The following is a 16,334-nucleotide window of genomic DNA, read 5'->3' as shown; positions in this document are numbered from 1 at the left end:
AGTCAGATGACGTCGCCGTGACACAGAACAGCATTTGCTCAGTTTTTCGTTATTTGTCGGAAAGGTGGGGCAGGTGGGCGGCCTTTCGGTAGAATCCGCGCCGCAGTCGTCGATCTGGCGACTTGCCATATCCGATTCGCCAGAGGTTCGTGATGTCGCTGCATTTGATGACGCTGTTTATCGCCCATCCCGCCAAGTTGATCAACCTGCTGGCCCTGCTGCTCGCCTTCCCGGGCAGCTGGCTGCTGCATGCCACCCGTCGCCGCGAGCAGCGCGCACTGGCCAGTATCGAGGCCCAGCGCCAGAGCCGGCCAAGCGTGGAGCCGATGCTGGATTGGGCGACGTTGCGCATGAACCGGTTTTTCTATCGTTTTGGTTTTGCCTGCCTGGGCCTGGCCCTGATCGTCTCCTGGATCAGCACGCAGTTTTGAACCTCTATAGAGAAGATCGCGGCCTGCGGCAGCTCCTGCCTATAGGGGCAACCCAGCCTTCACCCGGTACTGATTGCGCACCGGCGTTGCATATTGCAGCACCAGATACGGACGATGCTCCACAGGGCACGCGTCCAGCCGGCTCTGCCACTCTTCCTGCGCCTTGGCCAGTTCGTCCGCCGGGAATACCTCGGCAGCCTTCGGCACATTCAGTTGCGGATCGGCATCGGCCCACTGCGCGTACGCCAGGTAATGCACCGGAAACAGGCGATAACCGCCAAGAATCTGCTTGTCCATCTCGACTGCCAATTGCTTGGTGTCTTCGAACAGCTCGCTGATCGGCGCGGCGAAGTTCACGTGCACGCGGCCTTTGTAGCCGGTGATGCCCTTGGCAATGCTCACGTCATCTTCGCCCGGCGCTTTCGCGTAAGTGCCGGTGGTGGCGCGGATGTACAGCTCGCGAGCCTTGGCCTGGTCGCACGGGTCGTATTCGTAGCTGATCGACACCGGGGTGACGTTCAGTGAGCGAATGACTTCGCCGAACGGCTCGTCCTTGCGGCTCATGTGGAACATCTTGAGGATCGCCGACTCGGTGCGATCGTCGCCATCCTTCGCCCGGCCCTCGGCCTGAGCAATCCAGATCGAGGCGCAATCGTTGCGGATCGAGTGGTTGATGTACGCCGACAGCAGTTGATACGCGGCCATCTTCTCGCGACGACCGGTGATCGAACGGTGGACGATGAAGCTCTTGTTCAAACGCATCAGGTCGCTGACAAACGGCTTTTGCAGCAGGTTGTCGCCGATCGCGATGCGTGGCGTCGGTAGGCCTGCGTGGTACACGGCGTAGTTGACGAAGGCCGGGTCCATCACGATATCGCGGTGGTTGGCGATGAACAGATAGGCGCTGCCGGACTTGAATTGCTCGACACCGGTGTAGGTCACGCCGTCAGTGGCGCGCTCGATGGTGTGGTCGACGTAGGACTCGACCTTGTCCTGCAAAGTCGCTACCGATGTCACGTCGGCGAACTCACGACGCAGCCGATGGGCTATAAGTGGTTTGAGCATCCAGCCAAAAGCACCGGCAAAACGCGGGAAGCGGAAGTGGGTGAGGATATCTAGAAACGCCTTGTCGCCGAGCAGTCTTGCCAGTACCACAGGTACTTCGCTGTCGTCGTAAGGTCGGATGGCATCGAATTCGCCCATCATGCTCTCTTGTTGGAAACGGCTAGGGTAAGTAAAGGTTTTGATCGAAAACCAACGGGGCACGGTCTGAAAAGGTAGCCAGACAAAAATAGCCCTGCAAATAGACCGGCGATTATACGCACAAGTCACTTGGGAGACCGCGATGCTGGAAGCCGCTGAATACGAATGTCCTTATTGTGGGGAGCCGGTCGAGACGACAGTGGACCTGTCCGGCGGCGATCAGACCTACATCGAGGACTGTCAGGTGTGTTGTCGGCCGATCACGTTCGTATTGCAGGTTCATGGCGAGGATTGGTTTCTGGAAGTCTTCAGCGAAAACGAGTGAGGCGCGCCCATGCAGCGAATCTACGAGCCGGAAAACCTGATGGAAGGTGAAATGCTCAAAGGCATGCTCGCCAGCGAAGGCATCGAGGCGCATCTGGTCGGCCGCGATCTGCTCGGCGGTACCGGCGAATTGCCGATCTTCGGCCTGCTGGGGCTGTCCGTCGATAACGACCAGGCCGAGTACGCCCGTGAGTTGATCACCGCGTACAATGCCGCGCTGCCACTGCCCGGCGATGAACCGGAGAGTTTCCCCGGTACGCTGGTCTGTTAGGCTGACGTTCGTTTTATTCAGAGTCGTGTTGCCCCATGTGTGGACGTTATGCCCTGTTTCGCTGGAACCGCGACTTTGCGGCCCTGCCAGGTTTTCCTGCCGATCAACTGGCGCAGTGGAACATTTCCCCCAATGATTCGGTGTTGATGCTGCGCGCTGGCGCTGATGGCCAGCGCGAGTTGGCCCGCGCCCGTTGGGGGCTGACGCCGCCGTGGCTGACCGATTTGTCGAAAACACCCGCGCATGCCCGGGCGGAAACCGTGGCCGAACAGCCGATGTTCCGTGAGGCGCTGCGACTGCGTCGGTGTCTGCTGCCGGCCAACGGCTTTTACGAATGGCGCGGCACCCAGCGCAAACGCCCGTACTGGCTGACGCCGGGAGAGGGTTCTTCACTGTTTTTCGCGGCGATCTGGGAGGCGTATCCGGTGCAGGAGCAGGTCTGGTTGAGCACGGCGGTGATCACGCAGCCGGCCGCGAGCCAGCGCCGGCCGTTGATTCTGGATGCCGCCGGGCAGCAAGCGTGGCTCGATCCAGAGACGCCGTTGCATGCCTTGCAGGCCCTGCTGGCGAGCGAGCCTTCGCGCTGCGCGAGCGGGTGCTGGCGAATCTGATCAATGATCCGAAGCTCAATGGCCCGGAGTGTCTGACCCCGGGTTAGGCGCTGCCATGGGCAATTTTCTGCTCGGGCTCGGACCTTTTCCTCAAATGAGCGTCTGTATGTCTGTTGTATCTGGCGCCGATGACATTCCGCGCCTAGGATACCGGCATGTTTTCAAGGAGCTTTTCGATGAACAAGACATTGGTTTTGTGTGCACTGAGCGCAGGTCTGCTGCTCGCCGGTTGTCAGTCGGTCAACACCACCAGCGGTGGCGCGGTAGGTGTTGAGCGCAAGCAGCTACATGTTCAGCATGCTGTCGACCGACGAGGTCAACCAGATGTATGCCCAGTCCTACCAGAAGACCGTCGGCGAAGCGACCACCCAGGGCGTCCTGGACAAAACCAGCGCCGATGCCAAACGCATTCAGGTGATCGCCGATCGGTTGATCGCCCAGGCGCCGACATTCCGGCCGGACTCCGCGCAATGGAAATGGGAAGTCAATCTGATCAAGAGCGATGAACTCAACGCCAACTGCGGGCCGGGCGGCAAGATCATTTTCTACACCGGGCTGATCGACACGTTGAAGCTCACCGACGATGAAATCGCGGCGATCATGGGCCACGAAATCGCCCACGCCCTGCGCGAGCACGGGCGTGAAGCAATGTCCAAAGCCTATGGTATCGAGATGGCCAAGCAGGGCGCCGGTGCGCTGTTCGGCCTGGGCCAGGACAGCCTGGCGCTGGCGGACACCGTGGCCAACTACGGCATGACCTTGCCCAACAGTCGTACCAATGAAAATGAAGCTGACCTGATCGGTCTCGAACTCGCCGCCCGCGCCGGCTACAACCCTAATGCGGCGATTACGCTGTGGGAAAAGATGAGCAAGGCCAGTGAAGGTGCTCCGCCGGAGTTCCTCAGTACGCACCCGTCTTCCAGTAGCCGCACTTCTGCGTTGCAGGCGGCGATTCCGAAGGTCATGCCGCTGTACGAAAAAGCCCCGAAGTCCTGATAGTCATGGGGTGATGCCGCTGACGCCTTCGCGGGCTAGCGCGCTCCCACAGGTCCCGTGGTGGCCACGAATTTTGTGATCACCACCAACCCTGTGGGAGCGAGCCTGCTCGCGAAGAACGATGACACGGTCTATCGACTTGCGTCGTTAAACCCAGCCACTGCTCTGCATCGCCTTGTACACCGCGACAATTGCCAGAATCATGAACGCCGAAGCCGCGAGGCGACGGATCAAGGTCAGTGGCAATTTGTCTGCAGCAAAATTACCCGCCAATACCACCGGCACGTTGGCAATCAACATGCCCGCCGTGGTGCCGAGAATCACCAGCCACAGATCCGGATATTGCGCCGCGAGCATCACTGTGGCGACCTGCGTCTTGTCGCCCATTTCGGCGAGGAAGAACGCAATCAGCGTGGTCAGGAACGGCCCGAACTTGCGCGCGGTGCTGGTTTCATCGTCGTCCATTTTGTCCGGCACCAGCGTCCACAACGCGGTGGCGGTGAAGCTGGCGGCGAGGATCCAGTGCAGCGTCGCATTCGAGAAGAAGCTGCCGAACCAGGCGCCTACCGCACCGGCTGCTGCGTGGTTGGCCAGGGTCGCGGCGACAATACCGGCAATGATCGGCCAGGGTTTGCGGAAGCGAGCGGCGAGAATCAGCGCGAGCAGTTGCGTCTTGTCGCCGATTTCGGCCAAGGCAACGATTGCGGTGGGAACGAGTAGAGAGTCCAGCATCAGGGATTTTCCTAAGGGGCGGGTCGACACGGCTATGACACGTACAGCCTTCCCGCCCCGGGTAAGGTGTGCGTGTCATAGGTCTTGTCAAACCCTGCGATCCGTCTGGTGCGGACGCTTGGGTCGCATACGCCATGATCTGAGGATCAAGTATGTTGACGTATGCCGGACGAGCTTGGCGCTCGTGGGAGACTACTCCCCTAGGACGGAGCGGATTCTGCCTTCGCAAAACCGATACGGCAAGCCTCTTTTTTAAAAGAGTTTTCAGCCGCGCTTGGCTCGGTAAATGCGGAAACCATTGCCCTCGGCCTTGATTGCGCACACGCCCAGATGCTCTTCGATCAGCGGTTGATACTTGAGGAAACTGTTCGCGACCAAGCGCAGTTCGCCGCCGTTTTTCAGATGTTTGGCTGCTTTTCGCAGCAAGTTCTCGGTGGCGAAATAGTCGGTATGGACTCCGACATGGAACGGCGGATTGCTCAGAATCGCGTTCAAACCCATCGGCGCAGCGTCGATGCCGTCACCGGTCAGCACTTCGGCTTCCAGACCGTTGGCGGCCAATGTCAGACGGCTGCTGGCGGCAGCAAATGCATCGACGTCGAGCAAAGTCACCTGATTGTGCGGATAGCGACGTTTGACCGCTGCGCCCAACACACCCGCACCACAACCGAAGTCGAGCAGATGGCCACTCGGCAGTTTGTCCAGATGCTCCAGCAGCAGAGCGCTGCCGCGATCCAGGCGACCGTGGCTGAACACGCCCGGCAGGCTGATGACTTTCAACGGGCCTTCAGCCAGTGGCAGTTCATAGGTCTGCGCCAGGCTTTCCAGGGATTTCGCTTCAGGGGCGTTGGCCACGGTCACTTGCCAGAGTTGGCAGTGACGCGCGCTGTCGAGCTTGCGCGGTTTGCCGAACGGGTTGAGCTGTTTCGACGCACCTTCGATACCGCTGCGCTTCTCGCCGACCAGAAACACCTCGCGCCCGGCCAGACGCGAAGCCACGGCATTGAGGATGTAATCGGTCAGATCCTTGGACTTGGGCAGGAACACCACAGCGCTGTCGAACTCACGCTCCGGGACATTCACGCCGAACTGGCTGCGACCTTCGAAACGGGCGTCCAGTGCGGCTTGGTCGCCGGCATGCCAGCACCAGCCGAACGCGTTGGGCAGGCGCCCGAGCAAATCGTCGGCGGGCAAACCGGCCAGCAACAACGAACCTTGAAACAACTCGGGCTGACGAAGCAGTACTTCACTGCGCGGATCCATAACTGCTCCTCAAAAAAAAGTGCCGCAGTTTATCAACTGACGACACGCAGCGCTTTACCGCTGAAGTATCCCTGCGCATTTTCCGTGAGTTGGCCGACGATCCGCTGGCGCGCTTCACGACTGCCCCAGGCGTTGTGCGGGGTGACGATCAGGCGAGGGATGTCGTCGGCCAGCAGTGGATTGCCTGCGGTCGGTGGCTCTACGCTGAGCACGTCGGTGGCCGCGCCGCCGAGGTGGCCGTTGCGCAAGGCGTCGGCCAGCGCCTGCTCGTCAATCAGGCCGCCTCGGGCCGTGTTCACTACAAAAGCGCCGGCTTTCATCGAGGCCAGTTCCGGGACTCCAATGAAATGACGGGTGTGTTCGTTCAGTGGGCAGTGCAGGGTCAGGGCGTCGATCTGCGGCAGCAGCTCTGCCAGCGGCAGGCGATCCGGCCTGGCAGGGCGCCCCGGTATCTGGCCCAGTAGCACGCGCATGCCGAATGCTTGCGCCAGCCGGGCGACGGCGCCACCCAGTTCGCCATGCCCCAGCAAGCCAAGCGTCTTGCCTTCAAGCTCGACGATTGGATAGTCCAGCAGGCAGAACTGTTTCGCCTGTTGCCAGCGTCCTTCGCCCACGGCTTTCTGGTAGTCGGCCAGGCGGGTCGCCAGGTTCAGCAGCAACATGATGGTGTGTTGCGCCACCGAGGGTGTGCCGTATCCCTGGCAGTTGCACACGGTGATGCCGTGGCGCGCGCGGCGGCCAGATCGACATTGTTGGTGCCGGTGGCGGCAATCAGGATCAGCTTCAGCTCGGTGCTAGCGGCGATGGCGGCTGCATCGATCACGGTTTTGTTGCTAATGGCGACAGTCGCGCCCTTGAGTCGCTCGATCACCTGGTCTGGCGTTGTCTGGGCGAACAGTTGCAAGTCGCTGAAGCAATCGCGCAACGGTGCCAGGTCGAGGTCGCCCAGGTCCAGGGAAGGATGGTCGAGGAAAACTGCGCGGTGAGTGTTCGTCATCAACTGTACCTTTTGTGCATTGATCTGAAGGCGTAATCTGCCGAGCCTAACAGATGAAACAATCAGTTACTCATCGCAGGGCTGGCCTATACGCCGCTGGATTTCGCCAGGCCTGCCACTAAGGATTTGCGCATGTATTGGACAGAGTTCTTGACCGTTGCCCTCATTCACCTGCTCGCCGTGGCCAGCCCCGGTCCGGACTTTGCGGTGGTGGTGCGCGAAAGCGTGACCCACGGTCGTCGCGCCGGCACTTGGACTGCACTGGGGGTTGGCTCGGCGATATTCCTGCATGTGGGTTATTCGCTGCTGGGCATTGGGCTGATCGTGTCGCAATCGATCGTGCTGTTCAACGCCTTGAAATGGGCCGCTGCCGCTTACCTGCTGTACATCGGACTCAAGGCGCTGCGTGCGCAACCGGCCAAGCAGGTGACCGACGACCTGCACAAGGAAGCCGGTGAGCGCACTGCCCGTGGCGCCTTCACTTCGGGCTTTGTGACCAATGGTCTGAACCCGAAGGCCACGCTGTTCTTCCTGTCGCTGTTTACGGTGGTGATCAACCCGCACACGCCGTTGTCGGTGCAGGCTGGCTACGGCGTCTATCTGGCGGTGGCCACGGCGATCTGGTTCTGCCTGGTGGCGATGCTGTTCAGCCAGCAACGTGTGCGCGCCGGTTTCGCCCGCATGGGCCACTGGTTCGACCGCACCATGGGCGCTGTGCTGATCGCCATCGGCGTGAAACTCGCCTTCACCGAGATGCACTGAAGGAACTGGCGAGCGCCGCGCCATCTTGTCGCGGCCAATTCGTTACCCGGGTTGTTTCGACTGGCGCTGGCGGACGTAATCCAGAAACCCGTCCATGTCACTGCTGCACAGCAACCGTGACGCAGTCTTCACCTCTTCCATCGGCCAGTTCCACCAGGCAGATGCCAACAGTTCCTGGCGCACGTCTTCCTCGAAGCGCCAGCGAATGTGCCGGCTGGGGTTGCCGCCAACGATCGCATAGGGTTCCACGTCACGGGTGACCACGGCCCCCGCGGCGACTACTGCGCCATGACCGATGGTGACGCCCGACAGGATCAGCACATTGGCGCAGATCCAGCAGTCGCTGCCGATTACCACATCACCCTTGGTCGGGCTGCAGCCGGGAATATCCCGTGCTTCGTCGATCATCAACGGGAACGGGTAGGTGCTGACCCAGTCGGTGCGATGCCCGCCGCCGAGCAGAATCTGCACGCCTTCGGCTATCGAGGTGTAGGAGCCGACCTTCAGGATCGTATCGTCACCAAACTCCATGACCTCGGGAATGCCATAGGTCCCCACGCCTATTTCATAGCGGGGGTAGCGCAGGCGAATTTTCTCTGGCGCCCGTTGCAGTTTTTCCAGGCGCTTGAGGTGCTTGCGGATTTTTCGTTGTTTGAGTTTTTCGAGAAATTTCATGACCAGGCCTGGAAACGGGGAGGGGCGCTCAGCGATGCAGCATCAGGCGTTTCAAACGGCGGAAGCTGGTTCGGTTCAGGTGACGCCAGGGAATGGAGCGCAACAGTTTCCAGGCTTCCTTCTTGTCTTCGACTACCGCGTACTTGAGGGCCTTGTTCACCAGTTGCGTGCGAGCGCTCTGGTACGCGGGGTGGTCCAGGTACGGCGCGATGGCTTCAAGGTCCGCCTGTAGCAGCACCTTGTACTTTCTCGACAGATTGTTGGGGTGACGGCGATAGCGGGTCACGCACACCGGCAGCTCATGCACCTCGTAACCCAGGCGGGCGATGCGCAGGGTCATCTGGAAATCCTGGACCCGCAGGCTTGGCGCATAAAAGCCGGCACTGCGCATGGCGCTCATGCGATACAGCGCAACCGGAGCACCGATCACCACGGCGCCGCTGAGCACCTTGTCGAAGTCGTAGGTGCGGATCTCGTCGCGTTGTTGCTGCTTGATGGTATTGCCGTCGCTGTCCATGTAGATGATCAGCGCCCCCACACAGCCAACTTGCGGGTGCTGGTCCAGGTAATCCACCCGGATGCGCACGGACTGCGGCAGCATGATGTCGTCCAGGTCCGGCGTGGAAACGTAGTCGCCCTTGGCACGTAACGCAAGCCGTGGTTGAGGGCCGCGCTGACGCCCTGGTTGGCCTGGAGTATACAGCTGGAAGTCATGGGTTTGCTGCAATTGCCTGAGCATCGCGATGCTGTTGTCGCTTGAGCCATCGTCGACGATGATGACTTCAAAATTCGGGTAATCCTGGGCGAAGATGCTGGCGATCGCCTCTTCCAGGTATTTTTCCGCGTTGTAACAAGGCGCCACAATGGAAACCAGGGGCGCTTGTTTACTGGAGCAATCCAGAGGGTCGGTCACTTCAGTATTCATCGCTGTCATTGTGTCGGTAAAAGTGCATAGGCTCGCACGAAACCCTGCTGGCATCCATTACAAGTTACCCGGCGCAGGCAATAAGCTTGGCCGCCAGAGGCTGTGGGTGATGGCGCAAAGCTAGCATCTGACCCTTCGATGAAATCATTCCTTTGGCTGATTTGATGCCCGGGCTGGCGCATTAGAGTGCTGCTTTCAGCCACGACCGTGCAGTCAGGAAAAGGGATTCATATGTTGCAGACTCGCGTCATTCCCCCGGCCGATGGGGCCTACCAGTATCCATTGCTGATCAAACGGCTGCTGATGTCGGGCGCCCGCTACGAGAAGACCCGCGAGATCGTTTACCGTGACCAGTTGCGCTACAGCTATCCGACCCTGATCGAGCGGGTTGCGCGGCTGGCCAACGTATTGACGGCCGCCGGTGTAAAGGCCGGTGACACCGTGGCAGTGATGGACTGGGACAGCCATCGTTACCTGGAATGCATGTTCGCGATTCCAATGATTGGCGCGGTGATCCACACGATCAACGTGCGCCTGTCGCCAGAACAGATCCTCTACACCATGAACCACGCCGAGGACCGCTTCGTACTGGTCAACAGCGAGTTCGTCGGGCTGTATCAGGCCATCGCCCCGCACCTGACCACGGTAGAGAAAACCCTGCTGCTGACCGATCTGCCGGAGAAAACCGCCGAGCTGCCGAATCTGGTCGGCGAGTATGAGCAACTGCTGGCCGCTGCAAGCACGCAGTACGATTTTCAGGATTTCGACGAAAACTCGGTCGCCACCACGTTTTACACCACAGGTACCACCGGTAATCCGAAAGGCGTGTACTTCACCCATCGGCAACTGGTGCTGCACACCATGGGCGTGTCGACGATCATGGGTTCCATCGACAGCGTGCGCCTGCTCGGCACCAACGACGTGTACATGCCGATCACCCCGATGTTCCACGTTCACGCCTGGGGCCTGCCCTATGTGGCAACCATGCTCGGGCTCAAACAGGTCTACCCGGGGCGCTACGACCCGGAGTTTCTGGTGGAGTTGTGGCGCAAGGAGAACGTCACGTTCTCCCACTGTGTGCCCACCATCCTGCAAATGCTGCTCAACGCCAAAGGCGCGCAGGGCAACGACTTCGGCGGCTGGAAAATCGTCATCGGCGGCAGTGCGCTGAACCGCACACTGTATGAAACCGCCAAGGCTCGCGGCATTCAGCTCACCGCCGCCTATGGCATGTCGGAAACCGGGCCACTGGTTTCCTGCGCGCACCTCAACGACGAATTGATGGCCGGCAGCGAAGATGAACGCACCACTTACCGAATCAAGGCCGGTGTGCCGGGGCCGTTGGTGGAAGCCGCGATCGTCGATGCCGACGGTAATTTTCTGCCGGCCGATGGCGAAACCCAAGGCGAACTGGTGCTGCGCGCACCCTGGCTCACCGAGGGTTATTTCAACGAGCCGCAAAAGGGTGCCGAGCTCTGGGCCGGCGGCTGGCTGCACACCGGTGACGTCGCCACGCTCGACAGCATGGGCGTGATCGACATCCGCGACCGCATCAAGGACGTGATCAAGACCGGTGGCGAGTGGATTTCTTCGCTGGACCTCGAAGACCTGATCAGCCGTCACGCCGCGGTACGCGAAGTAGCAGTGGTGGGCATCGCCGATCCGCAGTGGGGCGAGCGCCCGTTTGCCCTGCTGGTGATCCGTGAAGGGCACGTGATCGGGGCGCGGGAACTCAAGGAGCACCTCAAGCCGTTCGTTGAATTGGGCCACCTGAGCAAGTGGGCGATTCCGAGTCAGATCGCCCTTGTTACCGAAATTCCCAAGACCAGCGTCGGCAAGCTCGACAAGAAGCGCATCCGCCTCGACATCACCGAATGGCAGGCCAACAACAGCACCTTCCTCTCGACACTTTGAGTGTCTGCTGGCGCGCCGAAAACGGCGCGCCAGACCCACCAAGCAAGCGCTTGGCTTGTGAAATCGAAAAATTCAGCCATCCTTGCCGTGCCGACATGTGTCGGACTGGCGAAAGGACTGTTCCAGAGTGGCCGGCAGCTGCAAATCACACTTTAGAGGGATCAAGCAATACCACCTGCTGGCTATAGTCCGCTCAAGGATTTTTAAGAACGGAGCACACGCACTAAACGGGGCGAGCAACTTTGGAGTGAATTCGGGCAGCCCTGGCGCCCGGTCCCTCCACAGCGTTTTTAAAAGTACTCACTGCCATAACAATAATGCACATGGAGTAGCGTCGATGACCTCAGTAAACCAGTTCTGGCGCCGGGCGAAATTGCCTCTGGCAGTCAGTCTTGCCTCTACGCTCGCCGGGCCCGCATTCGGCGTCAGTTTCAACGTCGGTGAAATCGAAGGCCAGTTCGACTCTTCGCTCTCCCTGGGCATGAGTGTTTCGACCCAGCAGCCGAACAAGGACCTGATTGGTGTCAACAACGGCGGCAAGGGCCTGTCCCAGACCTCCGATGACGGCCACTTGAACTTCAAGAGCGGGCAAGCCTTCTCGAAGATCTTCAAAGGCATCCATGACCTCGAACTGAAGTACGGCGACACCGGTATCTTCGTACGGGGCAAATACTGGTACGACTTCGCGCTGCAGAACGCCGACCTCGAATACAAGGACGTCAGCAACCACAATCGCGACGTAGCGGCCAGATCTTCTGGCGGTCAGATCCTCGACGCCTTCGTGTACCACAACTATTCGATTGCCGATGAGCCGGGTTCGGTGCGTCTGGGCAAGCAAGTGGTGAACTGGGGTGAAAGCACCTTTATCGGTGGCGGCATCAACTCGATCAACCCGATCGATGTGTCCGCGTTCCGCCGTCCAGGCGCCGAGATCAAGGAAGGCCTGATCCCGGTCAACATGTTCTATGTATCCCAGAGCATTACCGAAAACCTCTCGGCTGAAGCGTTCTATCAGATCGACTGGCAGAAGACCGTTACCGATAACTGCGGCACCTTCTTCTCGCAACCCGACATCGTGACCACCGGTTGCGACGATAATCTCCGGGTGCTGAACAAGCGTTCGACCATTCCAGGCATCGCGCTCGGCCCATTGGCCAACGCGGGCGTGGACGTCAACGAAGAGGGCGTGCTGGTGCGCCGTTCGCCGAACCGCAACGCGCGTGACAGTGGTCAGTGGGGCGTGTCGACCAAATACATGTTCGATCCGCTGGCGACCGAGTTCGGTGCCTACTTCATGAATTATCACAGCCGCGCGCCGATCTTCAGCGCCACGGGTGCGCCGCAGTCGGTGTACAACACCGCCGCGGGCCTGCCGGGTCCATTCGCTGCACTGGCACCTTTGCTGGTGGCGGGCAACTCGCAGTATTTCATCGAATACCCCGAAGACATTCGCCTGTACGGCTTGAGCTTCTCCACCACCCTGCCTACCGGTACGGCGTGGAGCGGTGAGGTCAGCTACCGGCCGAACGCGCCGGTACAACTGAACTCCACCGACATCCTGTTCGCCGGTGTTCGCCCGTTGGGCGGTGCGCTGACCAATGCCTCGATCCTCAACGGTGTTCCGGGGCAGGACCTGCACGGTTACAACCGTAAGGAAATCACCCAGTTCCAGACCACCCTGACGCACTTCTTCGATCAGGTCATGGGCGCCAACCGTCTGACCCTGGTGGGTGAAGTCGGCGTGACCCACGTGGGTGGACTGGAAAGCAAATCCGATGCTCGTTATGGCCGCGATCCGGTTTTTGGCCCGGGTGAACTGCCGGCCACCGGAGGCCTCGACACCTGCTCGCAGATTCTCAACACCTCCACCATCAACGGTGCAGGGCCGGGTGCATCTACCAGCAACCGCAGCAGCAACTGCAACAATGACGGTTTCACCACGGCGACTTCGTGGGGTTATCGCGGGCGTGCGATCTGGGACTACAGCGACGTGTTCGCGGGGGTCAACCTCAAGCCGAACGTGGCCTGGTCGCATGACGTCAAGGGTTACTCGCCGGGCCCCGGCGGCAACTTCGAAGAAGGCCGCAAGGCAGTCAGCCTCGGGGTCGATGCCGAATACCAGAACACCTACACAGCGAGTCTGAACTACACCAACTTCTTTGGTGGCGACTTCAGCACGGTGGATGACCGCGATTTCGTGGCACTCAGCGTTGGCGTGAACTTCTAAGCAGAGTTTTTTCAGGACGAACACACATATGAAAATAACAAAGAGTCTGTTCCACGCCGGTGTTCTGGGGCTTTCGCTGCTGGCGACCAGTGTGATGGCGGCCGTTCCCGCCGCTGAAGCCGACAAGCTGGGCAAGAGCCTGACCCCGATGGGCGCCGAGATGGCAGGTAATGCCGACGGCTCGATCCCGGCCTGGAAGCCGCTGCCGAAAAATGCCGGCACCGTCGACAGCAAGGGCTTCCTGTCCAATCCTTACGGCAGTGAGCAACCGCTGTTCACCATCACTGCGCAAAATGTTGATAAATATAAGGACAAGCTTGCGCCGGGCCAGTACGCGATGTTCAAGCGCTACCCGGACACCTTCAAGATGCCGGTCTACGCGTCCCATCGCGGTGCCACCGTGCCGGATGACGTGTTTGCCGCGATCAAGAAGAACGCCACCACGACCAATCTGGTCGCCGGCGGCAACGGTCTGGAAAACTTCGACACGGCCGTGCCGTTCCCGATTCCCAAAACCGGTCTGGAAGTCATCTGGAACCACATCACCCGCTATCGCGGTGGCAGCGTGACGCGCCTGGTTACCCAGGCAACGCCGCAAACCAACGGCTCGTTCAGCCTGGTGTATTTCCAGGATCAGTTCGTGTTCCGCGACAAGATGAAAGACTACGACCCGAAAAATCCGGGCAACGTGCTGTTCTACTTCAAGCAGAAAGTGACCGCGCCGGCCCGTCTGGCCGGTACCGTGCTGCTGGTTCACGAGACGCTCGATCAGGTCAAGGAACCGCGCAAGGCCTGGGTCTACAACGCCGGTCAGCGTCGGGTGCGTCGCGCCCCGCAAGTGTCTTATGACGGGCCGGGTACTGCCGCCGATGGCCTGCGTACCTCTGACAACCTGGACATGTACAACGGCGCACCGGATCGCTACGACTGGGCACTGGAAGGCAAGAAAGAGATGTACATCGCCTCCGACAGCTACAAGCTCGACGATCCGAAGCTCAAGTACGTCGACATCATCAAGGCCGGCCACATCAACCAGGACCTGACGCGGTACGAGCTGCGCCGGGTGTGGCATGTGGTTGCAACCCTGAAGGAAGGTCAGCGCCATATCTACGCCAAGCGTGACTTCTACATCGACGAAGACACCTGGCAGGCGGCGGTGATCGACCACTACGACGGTCGTAATCAACTGTGGCGCGTTGCGGAAGCCCACGCCGAGAACTACTACGACAAGCAAGTGCCTTGGTACGCCCTGGAAACCTTGTACGACCTGCAATCGGGTCGCTACCTGGCGCTGGGTATGAAGAACGAAGAGAAGCAGGCGTATGACTTCGGCTTCTCTGCCAGCAAAAGTGAATTCCAGCCGGGCAACCTGGGCCAGGACGGTATTCGCTAAGGTGTAACCCGAGGCCGCATCCTCGAAACAACGCCCCGACTGGTTCGGGGCGTTTTTATGTGCGCCCAGCATGGGCGCAATCTTGGGGGTGAAAGTCCCGCCGTAAGCTGGCCACAGCGAACGAAGTGAAGCGCAACTGCATAAGGGCGACCGAGTGTGGGAAGGAAGCGTGAATCGAAGCCATGAGCCGATGTACAAGAATCGGATACAAGGCGGAGCCGATCAGGGCGAGCGGGCATAAAATCGCGAAGCTCTTGTGGTCAAGGATCAGGCTGCGTAAATCCGGCGGTTGTGTGGTGAAGGATTGCGTTCTTACCTGGGGAGATCTCGCCTTGTGCCTGAAAGGGCGACGGTGCTAGCCGGAGCGAGAAGTCAGCAGAGGCCGTAGTAGTCTTTTTTTTGACGAAGGGCTGAACGAGAGAAAGCGTTATAGGCCATGTTGATGCGAAAGACCGGAAGTCAGATGCCTGCCAAACGCGGGGCGGATGGAGACTGCGAGCGGTGAAGCCGTGAGAAGCTCCGTCAGCGACGAGGTCAATCGCCCGCAAGATGAGTCCAACAACGCAGGGCAAGGGCTGCTGGAGCGGGCCTTTGCGAGAGAAAACCTGAAGCGGGCGTGGAAACGAGTTAAGGCCAACAAAGGCGCAGCAGGAATTGATGGTCTGGACATTGAACAGACCGCCGAACACCTGCTGACCCAGTGGGCGGCGATTCGCGAACAACTCCTTTCAGGCGTCTACCGGCCTAGTCCGGTACGGCGTGTTGCCATTCCCAAGCCTGACGGTGGTGAGCGCGAGTTGGGTATCCCAACGGTCACTGACCGTTTGATCCAACAAGCGCTGCTGCAAGTCTTGCAGCCATTACTCGATCCGACTTTCAGTGAACACAGCTACGGCTTTCGCCCGGGACGCTGCGCGCAGGACGCCGTTTTAGCGGCGCAGCGCCATGTGTCTTCAGGACGAAAAGTGGTGGTGGATGTTGATCTGGAAAAGTTTTTCGACCAGGTCGATCACGACATCTTGATGGATCGTTTGCGCAAACGGATCACGGATCAGGCGGTTATCCGGCTGATCCGTGTCTACCTGGATGCGGGAACGCTGATCAATGGAGTGGTCGAGAAAAGCCGCTGCGGGGCGCCGCAAGGCGGCCCGCTGTCGCCGTTGCTGGCGAATGTGCTGTTGGACGAAGTGGATCGAGAGCTTGAGCGTAGGGGGCATCGCTTTGTGCGCTATGCCGACGATGCGAATGTGTATGTTCGCAGCCGTAAGGCTGGTCAGCGGGTGATGGCCTTGCTGAAGCGCCTGTATGAAAAGCTGCACTTGAGCGTCAACGAGAGCAAGAGTGCGGTGGCGAGTGCATTTGGTCGCAAGTTTCTAGGGTATGCGTTTTGGGCTTCTCCAAAAGGCGTCAAAGGGCAGTAGCGGTCAAAACGCGTCAGCGCTTCAAACAGTGCATCCGCTGGTTTACCCGGCGCTCAGGTGGCCGCAGCTTGCAACAAGTTGTCTACCGAATCTCTCGAACCGCCCGGTGCGGAACCGCATGCCGGGTGGTGTGGCAGGGGAACGGCCTATGAAGGCCGTCCCCTATGCCGATTGAGAAAGACAGACTGG

12 protein-coding genes, 4 pseudogenes and 1 riboswitch are annotated in these 16,334 nt (G+C 59.9%); of the genes and pseudogenes, 10 read left to right on the top strand and 6 right to left on the bottom strand.

Translation table 11 applies throughout. From position 1 onward, the window contains the following. Nucleotides 1–152: 152 nt before the first annotated feature. Nucleotides 153–431 (top strand): hypothetical protein, encoded by a 279-nt coding sequence (locus tag JFT80_RS09905; RefSeq protein ID WP_201147729.1) that lies wholly within the window; start codon nt 153–155, stop codon nt 429–431. 39 nt (nt 432–470) lie between these two features. Here the strand turns inward: JFT80_RS09905 and JFT80_RS09900 are convergent, their stop codons facing one another. Further along, nucleotides 471–1,634, bottom strand: a complete 1,164-nt coding sequence (locus JFT80_RS09900; protein ID WP_201147728.1) for a 1-acyl-sn-glycerol-3-phosphate acyltransferase — start codon at nt 1,632–1,634, stop codon at nt 471–473. 142 nt (nt 1,635–1,776) lie between these two features. On the opposite strand from JFT80_RS09900, the gene JFT80_RS09895 reads away from it, so the two are divergent. The 4 genes and pseudogenes from JFT80_RS09895 to JFT80_RS09880 all read left to right on the top strand — a co-directional run bounded on the left by JFT80_RS09895 (nt 1,777) and on the right by JFT80_RS09880 (nt 3,836). After that, on the top strand, nt 1,777–1,959 hold the full coding sequence (locus tag JFT80_RS09895) for a CPXCG motif-containing cysteine-rich protein (RefSeq protein ID WP_201147727.1): 183 nt from the start codon (nt 1,777–1,779) through the stop codon (nt 1,957–1,959). A 9-nt stretch (nt 1,960–1,968) separates the two neighbouring features. Continuing rightward, nucleotides 1,969–2,229, top strand: coding sequence for a putative signal transducing protein (locus JFT80_RS09890; RefSeq protein ID WP_025109321.1), 261 nt, complete (start codon nt 1,969–1,971; stop codon nt 2,227–2,229). A gap of 35 nt (nt 2,230–2,264) precedes the next feature. Then, nucleotides 2,265–2,887: pseudogene (locus tag JFT80_RS09885) on the top strand (SOS response-associated peptidase). 129 nt (nt 2,888–3,016) lie between these two features. Next, nucleotides 3,017–3,836, top strand: a pseudogene (locus tag JFT80_RS09880) (M48 family metallopeptidase). Nucleotides 3,837–3,983: 147 nt separating this feature from the next. Here the strand turns inward: JFT80_RS09880 and JFT80_RS09875 are convergent. The 3 genes and pseudogenes from JFT80_RS09875 to JFT80_RS09865 form a co-directional block, all read right to left on the bottom strand. Next, nucleotides 3,984–4,568 (bottom strand): TMEM165/GDT1 family protein, encoded by a 585-nt coding sequence (locus tag JFT80_RS09875; protein ID WP_129395459.1) that lies wholly within the window; start codon nt 4,566–4,568, stop codon nt 3,984–3,986. 90 nt (nt 4,569–4,658) lie between these two features. Next, nucleotides 4,659–4,781, bottom strand: a riboswitch (yybP-ykoY riboswitch). A 51-nt stretch (nt 4,782–4,832) separates the two neighbouring features. Next, nucleotides 4,833–5,831, bottom strand: a complete 999-nt coding sequence (locus JFT80_RS09870) for a class I SAM-dependent methyltransferase (RefSeq protein ID WP_141127560.1) — start codon at nt 5,829–5,831, stop codon at nt 4,833–4,835. Nucleotides 5,832–5,863: 32 nt separating this feature from the next. Beyond that, nucleotides 5,864–6,828 (bottom strand): annotated as a pseudogene (locus JFT80_RS09865) (2-hydroxyacid dehydrogenase). 132 nt (nt 6,829–6,960) lie between these two features. Here JFT80_RS09865 and JFT80_RS09860 point away from each other — a divergent pair. Next, on the top strand, nt 6,961–7,590 hold the full coding sequence (locus tag JFT80_RS09860) for a LysE family translocator (RefSeq protein ID WP_201147726.1): 630 nt from the start codon (nt 6,961–6,963) through the stop codon (nt 7,588–7,590). 42 nt (nt 7,591–7,632) lie between these two features. Here the strand turns inward: JFT80_RS09860 and JFT80_RS09855 are convergent, their stop codons facing one another. Both JFT80_RS09855 and JFT80_RS09850 read right to left on the bottom strand, forming a co-directional pair. After that, nucleotides 7,633–8,265 (bottom strand): CatB-related O-acetyltransferase, encoded by a 633-nt coding sequence (locus tag JFT80_RS09855; RefSeq protein ID WP_201147725.1) that lies wholly within the window; start codon nt 8,263–8,265, stop codon nt 7,633–7,635. Nucleotides 8,266–8,293: 28 nt separating this feature from the next. Further along, nucleotides 8,294–9,178 (bottom strand): glycosyltransferase family 2 protein, encoded by an 885-nt coding sequence (locus JFT80_RS09850; RefSeq protein ID WP_207187754.1) that lies wholly within the window; start codon nt 9,176–9,178, stop codon nt 8,294–8,296. Nucleotides 9,179–9,421: 243 nt separating this feature from the next. Between JFT80_RS09850 and JFT80_RS09845 the strand changes: the two genes are divergently transcribed. The 4 genes and pseudogenes from JFT80_RS09845 to ltrA all read left to right on the top strand — a co-directional run. After that, nucleotides 9,422–11,104, top strand: coding sequence for a fatty acid--CoA ligase (locus JFT80_RS09845; protein WP_201147723.1), 1,683 nt, complete (start codon nt 9,422–9,424; stop codon nt 11,102–11,104). 337 nt (nt 11,105–11,441) lie between these two features. After that, nucleotides 11,442–13,331 carry a DUF1302 domain-containing protein gene (locus tag JFT80_RS09840; RefSeq protein WP_201147722.1) on the top strand — a complete coding sequence of 630 codons (1,890 nt, stop codon included), beginning with the start codon at nt 11,442–11,444 and terminating at the stop codon, nt 13,329–13,331. A 28-nt stretch (nt 13,332–13,359) separates the two neighbouring features. Further along, nucleotides 13,360–14,724, top strand: a complete 1,365-nt coding sequence (locus tag JFT80_RS09835; protein ID WP_201147721.1) for a DUF1329 domain-containing protein — start codon at nt 13,360–13,362, stop codon at nt 14,722–14,724. 485 nt (nt 14,725–15,209) lie between these two features. Next, nucleotides 15,210–16,237 (top strand): annotated as a pseudogene (gene ltrA / locus JFT80_RS09830) (group II intron reverse transcriptase/maturase); the annotation flags it as partial. Nucleotides 16,238–16,334: the final 97 nt, after the last annotated feature.

The organism is Pseudomonas sp. TH10, assembly GCF_016651255.1.
GTDB lineage: Bacteria > Pseudomonadota > Gammaproteobacteria > Pseudomonadales > Pseudomonadaceae > Aquipseudomonas.
The sequence above is the reverse complement of the archived record's forward strand: the minus strand, read 5'-3'. Positions and strand labels throughout refer to the sequence as shown.

Excerpts from the sequence above, each read along its gene's own strand:
- JFT80_RS09900 (WP_201147728.1), bottom strand. The coding sequence starts at position 1,634 with ATGGGCGAATTCGATGCCATCCGACCTTACGACGACAGCGAAGTACCT.
- JFT80_RS09895 (WP_201147727.1), top strand. The coding sequence starts at position 1,777 with ATGCTGGAAGCCGCTGAATACGAATGTCCTTATTGTGGGGAGCCGGTC.
- JFT80_RS09860 (WP_201147726.1), top strand. The coding sequence starts at position 6,961 with ATGTATTGGACAGAGTTCTTGACCGTTGCCCTCATTCACCTGCTCGCC.
- JFT80_RS09905 (WP_201147729.1), top strand. The coding sequence starts at position 153 with ATGTCGCTGCATTTGATGACGCTGTTTATCGCCCATCCCGCCAAGTTG.
- JFT80_RS09840 (WP_201147722.1), top strand. The coding sequence starts at position 11,442 with ATGACCTCAGTAAACCAGTTCTGGCGCCGGGCGAAATTGCCTCTGGCA.
- JFT80_RS09890 (WP_025109321.1), top strand. The coding sequence starts at position 1,969 with ATGCAGCGAATCTACGAGCCGGAAAACCTGATGGAAGGTGAAATGCTC.
- JFT80_RS09835 (WP_201147721.1), top strand. The coding sequence starts at position 13,360 with ATGAAAATAACAAAGAGTCTGTTCCACGCCGGTGTTCTGGGGCTTTCG.
- JFT80_RS09855 (WP_201147725.1), bottom strand. The coding sequence starts at position 8,265 with ATGAAATTTCTCGAAAAACTCAAACAACGAAAAATCCGCAAGCACCTC.
- JFT80_RS09875 (WP_129395459.1), bottom strand. The coding sequence starts at position 4,568 with ATGCTGGACTCTCTACTCGTTCCCACCGCAATCGTTGCCTTGGCCGAA.
- JFT80_RS09870 (WP_141127560.1), bottom strand. The coding sequence starts at position 5,831 with ATGGATCCGCGCAGTGAAGTACTGCTTCGTCAGCCCGAGTTGTTTCAA.
- JFT80_RS09845 (WP_201147723.1), top strand. The coding sequence starts at position 9,422 with ATGTTGCAGACTCGCGTCATTCCCCCGGCCGATGGGGCCTACCAGTAT.